This is a genomic window from Nocardia alni, from assembly GCF_019038435.1.
Taxonomy (GTDB): domain Bacteria; phylum Actinomycetota; class Actinomycetes; order Mycobacteriales; family Mycobacteriaceae; genus Nocardia; species Nocardia alni.
The window spans coordinates 13,586-27,633 of record NZ_JAGPOX010000066.1; the positions used below are offsets into that span (position 1 = coordinate 13,586).

Below are 14,048 nucleotides of genomic sequence, written 5' to 3' on the forward strand. Positions count from 1 at the left end.
CCGCGATCACGTGGGAGTGTGACCGTGGCAACAGATTCGAGCACCTCGGACGACACCGGCTGGTCGAGCCTGAGCTCGAGCGACGGCCAACTGATGCTCGAGTCCGGAATCGCGCAGCAGTGCGCCGAGCATGTCGAGACGATGCTGAACGCCGTTGTCGGCATGATCGGCTGGATCCAGAGCAACTCCGCCGAAGGCAGTCCGACCATCGCCGAGACGAACTCGGGCGAGGAACTGGCCGCGGTATTCGAGCAGAAGTTCGGCACCGAACTGGTGGAACGGCTGAACCAGCATCGCAGCGTCCTGACCGATATGGGCAACACCTTCGTCTCGGCCGGAAAGCAGTACGAGAGCTCGGACAACGAGTCGGCCCAGAGTTTCGACGACATCTCGTTCGACGGTTCGGGCGGTACCTCGCCGAGCGGTGTGGCGCAGTCGCCCTCGATACCCTCCTCCGCGAGCAGTTCGTCCTCCGCGAGCGGCTCGTCTTCTGGCACCACGGAATCGGTGGACATCACACCAGAGCAAGGCAGTAGTTTCAGCTGGCAGCAGCTGTATTCCATCGGCCAGAGCATCAAACCCCAGTCGGTGGCCGACGCCGGGGGCGTCTGGCGGTGGCTGGCCGGCGAACTGGCCGGCGACTTCTCCACCTTGAGCAGCAGCATCGAGTCGGCAGAGAGTGAGTGGACCGGGTCCGGTGCGTCGGCGGCGATCAGCGCCACCAAGGAGTATGTGCGGGCCGCCGATCTCCTGACCACCGATATGAAGAAGGTCGGCGACACCCTGGTCTCCGCCTCGAGCTGGCTGCAGGACACCAAGAACGCCATGCCGACCTCGCCCGATCCGCCGACCACCAGCGGCTCGGGTTACAGCACCACGGCCTCCGACATCGCCTCGGAGACCGAGCCGTATCAGAACGCGTTCACCACGCATTACACGGACTCCTTCTCCTCCACCAGCGACGACATCGCCGTTTTGCCCACGCCGAATCAGGTGACGAACGGTGGTTCCAGTGGGTCCGGCTCGACCGGCAGCAGCGGATCGAGCGGATCGAGCAGCGGCAGCAGCGGATCCAGCACCGGATCGAGCGGATCCAGCTCCGGCAGCAGCGGATCCGGCAGCGCGGGAGCCGCCGGAAGCAGCAGCGCGAGCGGGTCGAGCAGCGGAAGCAGCGACTCCGGCACGGGCTCGAGCGGGTCCAGCAGCACCGGATCGAGCAGCGGCAGCAGTGGATCCAGCACCGGATCGAGCGGGTCCAGCAGCACCGGATCGAGCAGCGGCAGCAGCGACTCCAGTAGCGGTAGCAGCGGTTCCAGCACAGGCAGCAGCGGTTCCAGCACAGGCAGCAGCGACTCCGGCACAGGCAGCAGCGGATCGAGCACAGGCAGCAGCGACTCCAGCACCGGTAGTAGCGACAGTTCCTCCGGCAGCGACAGCTCGAGCGGATCGGATTCGAGTTCCGGCTCCTCGGACAGCTCCTCCGGCAGCTCGTCGTCCTCGGGCAGCAGTGGTTCTTCCGACCTCTTGTCACTGGCGAGCACAGTGGGCAGCCTGCTGACCACCCTGCGCCAGCCGACCACGACGGCCTCGACACCATCGGGTCACCACATCGCCGCCCAAACGGCGAACGCGGACAAGGGCATACTCACGGGCGGGCTCGGCGGACTGGGCGGGCTCGGCGGACTCAGCGGCGACGCGAGCTCGGCCCTCGCCGCGCAGACACCCGGCGACCAGGCTTCGAATCTGGCCGCGAGTTCCGGCGCCTCTCCGGAGGCGCGGCCGGGCCTCGCCGGATTGGCACACCAGCCGGGAGAGTCCATGCCGATGGGCGGCATGGGCGGCGCCCGCGCCGCGCAGCAGCCGGAGAAGTATCGAAAACGCTCGGATGCGCTCAACTCGACCGAACACCTGGACGAGGCGGTCGGCGACCTGGAGCGTGGTGTGCGGCCGGTGGTCGACTGATGGCTCTCACCTGGAATCTCACCGCCACCGAACTGGTCGTCGCGTGGGACAGGCTGTTCGCCGAGCGCCTGCCCTCGCCGCTGTGCGCCCTGCTGCCGGTGCACTACGCCGACGAATACGCCCGCCTGGCCACGCGAACCTGGGTGGATATGCGGGACCGATACGACGGTTCGCTGCACGACGCGCTCGGCCGCGTGGCACGTGCCGACGTGCGGGTGGTGGCACACGGTGTGGATCCAGAGCATCCAGAGGATTCCGCGGCGCGCGTGCGCGTGCTCGGTGCGCGGCAGGGCTCGATGGGCGTGGTGATCCGGCAGCTTCCCGGCGAATCCATGTGGCACAGCGGCGGATTCACGATCACCATGGGTGACGCCCAACGTCTGGCGGGCGCGGTCGTCGGCTCCATGCCCATGCTCGAGCCGGGCCGGCTACCGGATATGCCCATGGTGAAACCACCGGACAGCAGCGACATCGACCACTGGTACGGGCAATCCGAGGTGTACGACAGCTATCCGGAGCTCGAGCGACGCAGCGCCGCCTTCCTGAATCACCCCGTGCGCGCGCTCGGTTCCATCGAGATATCCCAGGGCCGTTCACTTTTCGGACCGAGAGGGATTTCCATCCACCGCATCTACTGGCGCGATCTCGTAGACGACGGCCGTTACGTCATCCCCGACACCGCCGACCCCATCGCGGTCGGGGCCGACCCGCATCGACTGGCGGCGCTGATCGCGGCCGACATAGCCAGGGTGCTGCAAACGCTGGAGGACGAGCGCCGTGCCTGAGCCGCACTGGTACACCGATCAGACCATCCACGAGACCGCGGTCTACGGGGGTCCTGCCGATGAGCCGGACGCCGTGGATCCCGGCGGCGCCGAACCGCCGGGCCGGACCTCGTCGGCGAACCCGGTCGGTGCGCCGCAGGACAACGGATACACCGGCTGGTCGACCGGCCAGGCATCCCTTCGCACCGGCGAAATCGTCGTCACGACAACGGAATTCGGTCTGCCGCTGCACCTGCGTGTCGACGCCGGACAGCTCCGGCGCGAACCCGCGGACCTGGCCGGCGACCTGATGCGACTGTGCCGGTTGGCAGCCGGGCGCGCGGGCTACGCCAGACGCACCGAGCTGACACAGCTGGGTATGACCGACCCGACCTTGGACCTGCTCGGACTGCCCACCCAGGACGCGGTGGAACAAACCGAACTCGGTGATGAAGACAACCATGAATACGAGCCGCGCAGCTGGCTCGATCACGACGGGAGTGTGTGGTGACGGCATCCGGTACCGGGACCGACGACTCACAATGGCCGAACCTGAAAACCCAGGCCAACGACGGCGACCTGATGTTCAACAGCGCCGTCGCGGTCACCTGCTACAACGCCTGCTCAACCCTGCTCGGAAACATCGAATCCATGATGAACTCCGTCGGCTCCCTCACCACACCGGCCAAACCCCTGGTCACCACCAACAGCAACCCCGACACCGACTCCCTCGGCTCAGCCGCCAGCTTCCGCACCCTGCTCAAAGACAAATGGACCGACCTCTACAACGATCTCTACCAACACAAACTCATCGTCACCGACATGGGCGAAACCTTCGAAGCCGCCGCCAACGCCTACACGAGCAGTGACAACACCAGCGCCGACACCTTCAACACCCTCGACCCGGGCTCCACCGGATCGGTCACCATCGACAACTCCTCCTCCGAAGTCAGTGCCCCCGATTACAACTCGACCTACGGCTCCGGCTCGTCCGGATCCACCGGCTACAGCCTCGGCGGCACCGGCTCGGCCGACCTCGTCTCCGCCGACAGCTACGCCACCACCATCGCCGACGAAGCCGAGGACGGCACCTCCTTCAGCCTCGACGACTTCTTCCACATCGGCCAATCCATCGACGACAACGACCCCTCCCTGTCCTCGGCCGCGGAACAGTGGAACTCCCTGCAAACCACCTGGGACAGTTGGGCCACCACCTTCCACGAGGACATGCAGCAGGCCCTCAACTCCGGCGAATGGTCAGGTTCAGGCGCCAGCGCCGCCGTCAGTGCCGTAGACAGCTACGTCAACGGCGCCGTCACCTCCCTGGGCCAAACCATGGGCGCGATGTACAAAACCATCGTCGAACTCCTGAGCCTGCTCCAGGCCATCTACAAACAGATGCCCACCGAATACCAATACGACTACGCCAGCGGCACAGGCACTTACAGCGGCAGCGGCTACACCGGCGACGGCACCTACTACACCCAGTCCGGCTGTCACTCCACCAGCCACGACGTCAGCACCCTCCAGCAAATCTGGTCCTCCCTGTATCCCCCGGGCCTCCAGAAGGTCGCCGCCATCACCCCCGCCTTCTCCGACCCCGGCACCCAATCGAGCAGCGGCGCAAGCGGAAGCTCCACCGGCAGCAGCGGATCCAGCGGATCCAGCAGCGGCGCATCCGGCGCAAGCGGAAGCTCCAGCGGATCATCCGGCAGCAGCAGCGGATCCAGCGGAAGCTCCAGCGGCAGCAGCGGATCCAGCAGTGGATCCTCCGGCAGCAGCAGCGGAAGCAGCGGCTCGAGCTCGGGATCCGGCAGCGGCAGCAGCGGATCCGACAGCAGCGCCAGCGGATCCAGCTCCACCAGCGGGTCCGGCTCCAGCTCCGGATCCGGGTATTCAGCCGGCTACTCCGCGGGTTACACCGCCGGCTACGCCGCGGGCGAGGCAGCAGAGGCCAGCGGAAGCTCCGGCAGCAGCAGCTCCAGCACCGGTTCCAGCGATTCCAGCACCGGCAGCAGCACGAGCTCGACCGGATCCAGCAGCACCGGATCAAGCGACAGCTCCACCGGCAGCAGCAGCTCGAGCACCGGATCCAGCGACTCCAGCACCGGCAGCACCTACACCAGCTCCACCGGATCCAGCGACAGCTCCACCGGCAGCGGCACCAGCACCACAACCACCAGCTCCACCGGCAGCAGCAGCTCCAGTACCGGATCCAGCGACTCCAGCACCGGCAGCACCTACACCAGCTCCACCGGATCCAGCGACAGCTCCACCGGCAGCGGCACCAGCACCACAACCACCAGCTCCACCGGCAGCAGCAGCTCGAGCACCGGATCCAGCGACTCGAGCACCGGCAGCAGCAATTCCAGCAGTGGCAGCAGCGATTCCAGCAGCGGCAGCGGATCGGGAAGCAGCAGCAGCACGAGTACCGGTACGAGCACCGGCACCACGTCCTCCAGCTCCAGCGGCTCGTCGGGAAGCAGTTCGGACGAGCTCGGCACGCTCGCCGAGGCGCTGGAGTTGCTGTCCTCGGGCGTCCCCGCCCTGGAACAGCTCGGTCAGCAGCTACTCAACGAGCTGCCCCAAGCCCTGCAACACCTCGCCGAGCAATACGAACACGGTGTGCTGTCCCTCCAGCAGACCCTGCACGATGCCGCGCGGGACGTCGGCGCCAATATCCAGCACCTGGGGCACGACGCGGAACATGCCCTCGGGCTGTCCGGCCCCTCGGGCCCGACCGGTCCACAATCACCGCAGCAGGCACTGTTCCGCGCATCGGTCTCGTCCGACTCGGCACAGATGATTCCGAGCCACGTCACCGCCGGTCTCGCGGCCACCGGTCATGCGGGCGGCGGCGCCGACCCGGGGACCACGACGAGCGCCGGATCGGGTTCCGCCGGAACCGCATTCACTACATCGGAAGCGACCATCTGAGATGCACCGCACCTGGACCCTCACCGACATGGAGTTCATCGTCCTGCGTGATCGACTGCTCGATCGCTACCTGCCCTGGCCCTTCACCTATATAGGTCCGGTCCGCAGCCGCATCGAGTTCCTGCACGAGAAGGCCCGCACGTGGAACAGATTGCAGACGATCTGGGATCCCGATCTGGCCGACGCGATCACCAAGGCCGGCAACCCGGATACCAGGGTGCAGATCAGATGCTGGGACGGCCGCGACATCAGTGCTACCGCGAGCCGATACTTCTTGGTGGGCAACCGATGTGGCGCTCGCGCCGTCGTCATACAGGGCATCTATGAGCGCAGCGCCCAAAGCTGCGACAGCTATCGAATCGTCGAATGCGACGCGCAGTCACTGTCGTCCGTTCTGGTCGACAGCCTGCCCGAGATGCCCGCCGGATCGCAGGGGCGTGTCGAGCTGACCAATTACGGCGACACGGAAAGCATGCGAGCCGCGGACCAGTGGAGCCACGGCCGGTCGAGCTTCTACGACGACGGCGACGACGACGCCTACCAGAGCAAACGCTGGCAGAGCACGCCCCGGACGACCGTCGGCATCATCGAGGTCCGGCAGGGCAAATCGAAGTTCGGGCCGCAGGGTATGAAGACGGTGAAACGGCTGTTCTGGGAGGATCATCCGGGCGACGGGCGCTATCTCATCGATCTGGACCCGCCGATCGCGGCGGTCGGCATCGATGCCCAGGACATGCGACAGCGAATCGATCGGGGAATCGCCGAGATGCTGCGGATGGTGCAGGACGAGTCCCAGGAGGGCATCGCGCGGACGAGCATCTTCAGCGACTAGCCGGGCCTCTCCACGATCCGGCTCGAGCGGAAGTCGTTGGCGTAGAACAAATTATGGGAGTGTGTGGTGACGGCATCCGGTACCGGGACCGACGACTCACAATGGCCGAACCTGAAAACCCAGGCCAACGACGGCGACCTGATGTTCAACAGCGCCGTCGCGGTCACCTGCTACAACGCCTGCTCAACCCTGCTCGGAAAAATCGAATCCATGATGAACTCCGTCGGCTCGCTGGCCACCCCCACCAAACCCCTGGTCACCGACAGCAGCGACAGCAGCACCGACGCCATCGGCTCGGCCGCCAACTTCCGCACCCTGTTGATCGATAAATGGTCCGATCTCTACAACGATCTCTACCAACACAAACTCATCGTCACCGACATGGGCGAAACCTTCCAGGCCGCCGCCAACGCCTATTCCAGCAGCGAAGACACCAGCGCCGACACCTTCAACACCCTCGACCCCGGCTCCACCGGATCGACCACCATCGAGAGCGACTCCTCCACCGTCAGCCCACCGGACTACAACTCCACCTACGGTTCCGGCTCCTCCGGATCCACCGGCTACAGCCTCGGCGGCACCGGCTCCGCCGACCTCGTCTCCGCCGACAGCTACGCCACCACCATCGCCGACGAAGCCGAAGACGGCACCTCCTTCACCCTCCAAGACTTCATCTACATCGGCGAATCCATCACCGACAACAGCGCTTCCCTGTCCTCGGCCGCGGAACAGTGGAACTCCGTCCAGTCCACCTGGGACGAGTGGGCCACCACCTTCCACGAGGACATACAGCAGGCCCTCAACTCCGGCGAATGGTCCGGCTCCGGCGCCTCTGCCGCCGTCAGCGCCGTAGACAGCTACGTCAACGGCGCCGTCACCTCCCTGGGCCAAACCATGGGCGCGATGTACAAAACCATCGTCGAACTCATGAGCCTGCTCCAGGCCATCTACAAACAAATGCCCGTCGCCTACAGCTACACCTACAACAGCGAATACGGCACCTACTCCGGCAGTGGCTACCTCGCCGACGGCACCTACTACGCCCAGAGCGGCTGTCACTCCATCAGTCACGACCTCAGCCACATCCAGCAGGCCTGGACCAACCTCTACCCTCCGGGCCTGCAAAAGGTCGCCGAAATCGTCCCCGCCTTCTCCGACCCCGGCACCCAATCCAGCAGCGGCGCAAGCGGAACCAGTTCAGGATCCAGCGGAGCGAGCGGAAGTTCCAGCGGCGCGTCCGGCGCAAGCGGAAGTTCCGGCGGCGCGTCCGGCGCAAGCGGAAGTTCCAGCGGCGCATCCGGATCCAGCGGCAGCGGCAGCGGCGATTCCGGCTCCAGCAGCGGCGCAAGCGGAGGCAGCTCGGGATCAAGTGGAAGCTCGAGCGGTAGCAGCGGATCCAGCTCCGGCGCCAGCGGATCCAGCAGCGGATCGAGTAGCGGCAGCGGCGATTCCGGCAGCGGAAGCAGCAGCTCCGCCGGAAGCGGTAGCAGCACATCCGCCACCGGATCCACCACAACGAGCAGCGGCAACGGCTCCAGCAGCGGCTCCGGCTATTCCGCCGGTTACTCCGCGGGCTATACCGCCGGTTACACCGCGGGCGAGGAGGCAGCGGCCACCGGAAGCTCCTCCAGCGGTGGCGATTCCAGCACCGGCAGTAGCTCTACCGGCGGCGCAGGCTACTCGACCCCGACCTACAGCACGAGCTCCACCGGATCCAGCGACAGCTCCACCGGAAGCGGCAGCAGCACCGGCACCACCTCCTACTCCACCCCGACCTACAGCACGAGCTCCACCGGATCCAGCGACAGCTCCACCGGAAGCGGCAGCAGCACCGGCACCACCTCCTACTCCACCCCGACCTACAGCACCAGTTCCACCGGATCCAGCGACAGCGCCAGTGGGAGCAGCGGTTCCACCTACACCAGCTCCACCGGGTCCAGCTCCACCGGGTCCAGCTCGAGCGGATCCAGCGACAGCTCCACCGGAAGCGGCACCAGCACCAGTAGCTCCACTGGCAGCAGCGATTCCAGCACCGGATCCACCGGATCCAGCACCGGCAGTACTGATTCCAGCACGGGCAGCGACGACTCCAGTAGCAGCGATTCCGCCACGGGCGCCCTGTCCTCGCTACTGCAAAACCTGCTCGGGGCCAGCGGCGTCTCCGGGCCACTGCATTCGACCGCGCTGGAGGGCATCTCCGGCCCGACCGGACTCGGCGGTATCTCGGGCGCGAGCAGCCCGGGTGGTCTCGGTGGCGTCGGTGGCGGTCTCGGTGGCGGCGGCGCGCTCGGCCCCGGCGCCTCGGGCCCGCTGTCCCAGGACCCGACCGCCGAGGCCAACCAATTCCCGAGCGCCTCGGGCGCCTCGACCGACCCACAGGGCGGCGCACAGGCGAGCCGGGCCGGCGCGGACGCCTCGGCGCAGGAGCCCATGATGCCGATGAACGGCATGGGCGGCGCCGGTAATCGACAGAATCAGCAGAAGGATCGCAAGCGTTCCTCCTCCTTGGACTCCAAGAGCCACCTGGACGAGGCGATCGGCGACGATCCGCTGACGGTACGCCCGATCATCGAACGGTGAGTTCGCACCGGTTTCGGTGAGATGTCACCGGCGCCCACGCGCGGCCGCCGCGGGTTCAACCTCGAAGCGGTAACTCGAAAACTCTTGTTTACTTCGATTCTTCATGTTCGCGCTTGCATGTGATCTTGCCAGCGGTTTCCGGCGCATTCCCGCCCGCACAGCAGCTACAACATATCCGCAATTCTTGCAGGGCAACTTAACTTGAGACTTACCCGCTTAACTTGAAAACAATCCGGAATCAGAGGCGTCTTAATTTGAAGACAATCCGGAAAAAAAAGATTAGCGAGGTAGTGGCCTTCAACTTGCTGATTGAACTGCGCCCGTTAGCATTAAGGGTGCGTCGCACGGAATATTCACGCAGACCAGCTCTAGGAGGTGGGCCGTGACGGACGTTCTCCAGGTGCAGCCCAAGACGTTTCAGCAGTACGGCGACATCGCGCAGAACATGGCGACCACGGTCGCGGCGGCGGGCGCCGTCGACCAGGCGGCCAGCGTGGCCGCGGCGGCAACGGTATTCGGGCTGATCGGCCAGGATTTCCTGGCCAGCTTCGCCTACGCGCAGGCCAACAACTTCTCCTCGATCCTCCAGTTGGCGAACGTCTTCGACAACACCTCGACGGCCGCACACACCGCGGCTGCGGCCTATTCCAAGACCGAGCAGCACAACGCGGCCGGCTTCACCGACGCCGGATCGTCCACGACATGACCAGCTCCGCCGAAGACCTCACGGCGCCACTGCATCCCACGGTGCTGGACGCCCTGAAGAACACCCCCGTCGCACCGCTGATCGGTCAGCCGGTTGCCACGGTGCTGAACACCATGGGCCTGTCTCCGGTGCCGCAAGGGCATGCGCTGGCGCCGCTGCCGGGCCTGGCGCCACTGCCGGCCCTGGATATGAACGGCCTGCTGAAGCCGGTGACAGACTTGTTCGGCGGTTTCGGCACCGGCCACCTGGGCGCGAACGGATCGCTCAACCCGCAGACGTTGCTGCAGAACGCGGTTCAGGCATTGGGCACGGCCGTGAGCTTGGGCGGGGCGGGCCTGCAACTGCTGGAGTCGATGCAGGGCAGCGGCACCGACGCGGCCACCTCGGCCGGAGAAGACGCCGCGAGCACCTCGACGGCCGTCTCCGGTCAGTCCGCGAAGATCGACACGACGTTGGGCGCGGCGGCGACGTCCGTGGCGACCGGCGCGACGGAGATGACCGGGGTGGCGACCAGATTGGTCACCACCGAAACGGCATTGTCGCCGCTGGCGGCCACCCCGGGTGGCCAGACCGCCCTCGTGGCCGTGGCCGTGGAGGCGGCCGGCGAAGCGCTCGCGATCACCGCCAAGACGAAGGCCCAGCTGGTCGGGCATTCGTCCACGATGACCCGCGAGGGCAACTCGATATCGGTCAAGGGCGGGACCAAGACCGCGTCCAGCAGCAGCGCCAGTTCCGACTCCAGCAGCACTTCCGACTCCAGCAGCAGTTCCAGTTCCAGTTCCAGCAGCAGCTCCAGCTCCGAGCTGGAACAACTGTTCTCGGTCGCCCAGCAAGCCATCACCCCGCTGATGTCCGCGGCACAGCAGGCCATCGGGAGATCCGCGGCCGGCACCGCATCGGCGAAGGCGATCTCCGATTCCATGCTGGCGACGGCCCGATCCGACGCGCTCGCCGACAACTCCGGCGCCACGGCGGTCACGCACCCCGGCAGTGTGCAAGGCGCCGGCAAGGCCGACACCATGGGCGCCTGGCAGGACAACGACCTCGCCGACAACGAGGACGCCACGGCGGAGGACCCTGCCACCGCCGCCGAAACCGTCCCCGCCTCGGCGGTGGCCGAGGAGACGCTGCCGCCGGTGATTCCGGGCGCCCGCGCGATGACGGCATTCCAGACGGGCATCGCCGCCACCACGAGCACGCCGCCGTCGCTGATCACTGCCCGCAACGGCAAGGAGATAGTCGGCAACACCGACGACACCGCCGCCACGCCGGTGATCGGCGCTATCACGGCCGACGCGATCACCCCCGACTCCGACGAAACCGACACCGCCCCCCAGCCCGATCCGTTCGGTTTCTGACCGATCCGCCCGGCTGATATCCGCTCCGATACAAGGAGATTCCCGTGAACAAGCTCGCTTTCGACCACGAACTGGCACGCCAGGCCGCCGGGCGACTGGACGCGCTCGCCGACCAGCTGGAGGACCGCCTGCGCGATGCGCAGCCCTCGCTGGGCCCCGCTCACGCGGCCCTCGACCCGGTGTCGCTACATACCGCGCGGACCTTCGACCAGGTCGGCGGCTCCTTCCAGGAGTCGTACCGCACCGGCACGCACGAGCTGCGCAAGATCGCCGCCAATCTGCGAGCACACTCGGACTCGTTCGGCGACACCGACGACCAGGCCGTCGACGCCTTCCACGCGTTGTTCTGATCGAGCGCGGGTGATCACGATGCTGGAACCACCTCGGCCCGGATTCACCGGCACCGTATGGGAGGCCATCCCGCCCGAACGGCTGGTACACGAGGTGACCACCGGACACGGCGCGACCCCGATGACCGAGGCCGGTCTCGCGTATTCCGGCCTTGCCGCCGGATTGACAGAGGCCGCGACGGAATTCCGTGCCGTGCTGTCCCTGCTCGGTGATGCCTGGGCGTCCTCGTCCAGCGCGGACGGCTTGAATCAACTCGCCGGGCTGGCCGGGTGGCTGGACCGGATCGCCGCCGCGGCCCAATCCAACGCCGAGATCGCCGGTCGGCAGGCGACCAACTATCAGCTCGCGCGCACGACCGTTCCGCAACTCGCGCAGGTGGCCGAGGCGATCCGCGGGGTCGAGAACCTCGTACACGGCATCCTGCCCGGCGCCCTGCTGACCGGCCTGCTGGACACCGCCGAACACCAGGCCGACGGCCTGCGCCAGCAGGTCGTGCGAGCGATGCGCTCGTACGAGACCGCCAGCGAACAGCTGGCCCGCCCGTGGCGGCAGGATCACGCGCCGGAGGTGTCCGCCGCGGCGAATCTGCTTGCCGAACACACGAACGGCACGCCGGTAGCCGCGCACGCCTCCGGGCATACGACGGACGCTCCGCAGCTGGAACACGCGATGAGCGATCTGCCGCAGCTGGATCTTTCCCCGCTGCAAACGTTCCCGGCGGCGCCGACGGTCCCCGTCGGCGGCGAGGCACTGGCCATGTCCGCACTGCCACTGGCCGGGGGCACGCCCACCGCGCCCGTGCCGACGTCCCCGCCGGCGCTCCAGCAACCCATGACGCATACGCCGATGATGTCGCCCGCCTCGGCATTCGCCGCGCCCGCGGCCGCCACCGCCGCCCACGCACCCCGCCCGACCGCGTCCGACGCCGCGGACTCGCACGAGAAGATCGTGGTCAACGCCGGATTCGCCACGGCGCCCGCGGTATTGGGCGCCCCCGCGCCGAGGCCGGAGCAGTCGTCGTGACCACACTCACCACCGACGGCGTGCTCGCCGTCGCGACCGCCCTGGACATCCAAACCCTGCCGACCGCGCTGGCGGTGCGTCCCGCCCACGCCGACGCCGGACAGTTCGCCGCGGCCCAGCTCGCCGCCGTATCCGAGCTGCACGACCGCGGCGTCCTCGACCGCGCCGGAGACGTCCTGGACGAGGCCCTGACGACCGCGCTGTTCGCCCTGTCCCGGCCCGAACGCCAGCTGGTCGCGCGGATTCTGCCCGGCGGCGGCACGATGATTCGATTCTGCCTGGTCCGTCGCGGATTCGACCACGCCGTCGCGATCCGCACCGGCGACGAGCTGGACGTGCGCACGGTGTGGGCCGACGAAGATCCCATGACGCTGGCCCGCCCGCTGCTGGCCGCGCTGGGGCCGTGCCCGCCCGCCGACATCCCGGCCTTCAGCGTTCCGTCCATCGACCTGCGCGAACGCCTGGACGATCCGGACACCGACCATGCGGACGCGGTCTACCACCTCGGTATCCCGCAGGACGCCGCCGTCGCCTTCGGAGCGGCCCTGCGCAGGCGGCATTCGACGGCGGAGATCGTCTGCTACAGCCACTGCGACGGCCTCGCCGTCCGGTCCCCCGCCGCGGCCGCGGTCTACGACACGGCCGTCGGGCGCATCATCGGCGGCGGCAGCGTCACCGCCGACGGCCAGACCTGGACCACGCTCGCCCCGGGCAGCGACCACAGGACGGCGCAGGTCATCGCCGCGCTGATCGAGTCGCTGCCGGAAGGTAGGTGGATGCCGTAGCTCCCCCGAACTCCCCCTACCGCAATTCCGATCCGTCCGGAGCCGTGACTCCGCGACATCAGATCATCCAATACCAGAGAGGATTCTCATGAGCACCAATTATATGGATTTCCCTACGTTCGAGAAGTACGCGAACGCCTACGCCGCGGTCATCGCCCCCATCAACAAGACCATCGATCAGCTGCGCAGCTCGGTGGACGCCGCGAAGTCCGGCTGGCAGGGCACCGCCTACACCGCGTTCAACTCCTTCGCCACCCAGCTCGAGGATCAGATCAGCAGTGTGAACAAGGATCTGAACGCGGTCTCCGAGGCGCTCGCCTCGGGCGAGAAGGCCACCGCCTCGTCCGATGACGATTCCTCGACGGGCTTCACCTCGCTGGCCTCCAGCTACAGCTGAGAAATCCCACCCATGGACTTCAGAACGGAAATGTCATGAGCGACAGCACAATGCTGTATAACACCAGCACCGTCGACAACCTGGTCAGCGAGCTGCAGACCTACTACAAGTCGATCACCACCGAGAAGCAGAACGCCCAGGACGCGGCGAACAACCTGCTGGGCGAAGCGTGGTCCAGTGGCACCGACAACGGCGCCTCCGCCACCTTCCAGCAGAAGCACAACAGCCTGATGAACGACCTGGAGAGCCTGCTCGCCACCCTGTCCAAGGGAACGACGCAGGTGCAGGACGCGCTGTCCCGGGCGCAGTCCACCGACACCAAGGTCGCCAGCGACTTCAGCTGGTAAACAACG

At 67.0% G+C, this 14,048-nt stretch carries 13 protein-coding genes; all 13 read left to right on the top strand.

Features of this window, described 5'->3' with window-relative positions; translation table 11 throughout:
* Positions 1-24 precede the first annotated feature (24 nt).
* The 13 genes from JZ791_RS23825 (at position 25) to JZ791_RS23885 (ending at position 14,042) form a co-directional block, all read left to right on the top strand.
* A complete protein-coding gene (locus tag JZ791_RS23825; RefSeq protein ID WP_216897431.1) occupies positions 25-1,962 on the top strand; it encodes a hypothetical protein in 1,938 nt (645 codons plus the stop codon).
* Complete coding sequence (locus JZ791_RS23830; protein WP_216897432.1) at positions 1,962-2,747, top strand: ESX secretion-associated protein EspG; 786 nt, start codon at positions 1,962-1,964, stop codon at positions 2,745-2,747. The genes JZ791_RS23825 and JZ791_RS23830 overlap by 1 nt, the downstream gene beginning before the upstream one ends.
* Positions 2,740-3,237 carry a hypothetical protein gene (locus tag JZ791_RS45235; RefSeq protein WP_254206204.1) on the top strand — a complete coding sequence of 166 codons (498 nt, stop codon included), beginning with the start codon at positions 2,740-2,742 and terminating at the stop codon, positions 3,235-3,237. The genes JZ791_RS23830 and JZ791_RS45235 overlap by 8 nt, the downstream gene beginning before the upstream one ends.
* Complete coding sequence (locus JZ791_RS23840) at positions 3,234-5,663, top strand: hypothetical protein (protein ID WP_216897433.1); 2,430 nt, start codon at positions 3,234-3,236, stop codon at positions 5,661-5,663. The genes JZ791_RS45235 and JZ791_RS23840 overlap by 4 nt, the downstream gene beginning before the upstream one ends.
* Positions 5,664-5,691: 28 nt before the next feature.
* Entirely contained in the window at positions 5,692-6,495 is an 804-nt protein-coding gene (locus tag JZ791_RS23845; RefSeq protein ID WP_216897434.1) for an ESX secretion-associated protein EspG, read from the top strand.
* Positions 6,496-6,561: 66 nt separating this feature from the next.
* Complete coding sequence (locus JZ791_RS23850; protein ID WP_216897435.1) at positions 6,562-9,075, top strand: hypothetical protein; 2,514 nt, start codon at positions 6,562-6,564, stop codon at positions 9,073-9,075.
* A gap of 382 nt (positions 9,076-9,457) precedes the next feature.
* Positions 9,458-9,781 carry a type VII secretion target gene (locus JZ791_RS23855; protein ID WP_308163057.1) on the top strand — a complete coding sequence of 108 codons (324 nt, stop codon included), beginning with the start codon at positions 9,458-9,460 and terminating at the stop codon, positions 9,779-9,781.
* The gene (locus JZ791_RS23860) at positions 9,778-11,139 is read left to right on the top strand and encodes a hypothetical protein (protein ID WP_216897436.1); all 1,362 of its coding nucleotides are present in this window, start codon (positions 9,778-9,780) and stop codon (positions 11,137-11,139) included. The genes JZ791_RS23855 and JZ791_RS23860 overlap by 4 nt, the downstream gene beginning before the upstream one ends.
* Before the next feature lie 44 nt (positions 11,140-11,183).
* On the top strand, positions 11,184-11,489 hold the full coding sequence (locus tag JZ791_RS23865; RefSeq protein WP_216897437.1) for a PE domain-containing protein: 306 nt from the start codon (positions 11,184-11,186) through the stop codon (positions 11,487-11,489).
* 19 nt (positions 11,490-11,508) lie between these two features.
* Positions 11,509-12,513, top strand: a complete 1,005-nt coding sequence (locus tag JZ791_RS23870; RefSeq protein WP_216897438.1) for a PPE domain-containing protein — start codon at positions 11,509-11,511, stop codon at positions 12,511-12,513.
* A complete protein-coding gene (locus JZ791_RS23875) occupies positions 12,510-13,298 on the top strand; it encodes an ESX secretion-associated protein EspG (RefSeq protein ID WP_216897439.1) in 789 nt (262 codons plus the stop codon). Before JZ791_RS23870 ends, JZ791_RS23875 begins: the two co-directional genes overlap by 4 nt.
* 88 nt (positions 13,299-13,386) lie before the next feature.
* Positions 13,387-13,695: a WXG100 family type VII secretion target gene (locus JZ791_RS23880; protein ID WP_216897440.1), complete on the top strand. Its 309-nt coding sequence runs from the start codon at positions 13,387-13,389 to the stop codon at positions 13,693-13,695.
* A gap of 35 nt (positions 13,696-13,730) precedes the next feature.
* Positions 13,731-14,042, top strand: coding sequence for a hypothetical protein (locus JZ791_RS23885; RefSeq protein ID WP_216897441.1), 312 nt, complete (start codon positions 13,731-13,733; stop codon positions 14,040-14,042).
* Positions 14,043-14,048 lie beyond the last annotated feature (6 nt).

What these genes read in the sequence shown, in the direction of transcription:
- JZ791_RS23830 (WP_216897432.1), top strand. Translation starts at nt 1,962, where the DNA reads ATGGCTCTCACCTGGAATCTCACCGCCACCGAACTGGTCGTCGCGTGG.
- JZ791_RS23845 (WP_216897434.1), top strand. Translation starts at nt 5,692, where the DNA reads ATGGAGTTCATCGTCCTGCGTGATCGACTGCTCGATCGCTACCTGCCC.
- JZ791_RS23860 (WP_216897436.1), top strand. Translation starts at nt 9,778, where the DNA reads ATGACCAGCTCCGCCGAAGACCTCACGGCGCCACTGCATCCCACGGTG.
- JZ791_RS23870 (WP_216897438.1), top strand. Translation starts at nt 11,509, where the DNA reads ATGCTGGAACCACCTCGGCCCGGATTCACCGGCACCGTATGGGAGGCC.
- JZ791_RS23880 (WP_216897440.1), top strand. Translation starts at nt 13,387, where the DNA reads ATGAGCACCAATTATATGGATTTCCCTACGTTCGAGAAGTACGCGAAC.
- JZ791_RS23885 (WP_216897441.1), top strand. Translation starts at nt 13,731, where the DNA reads ATGAGCGACAGCACAATGCTGTATAACACCAGCACCGTCGACAACCTG.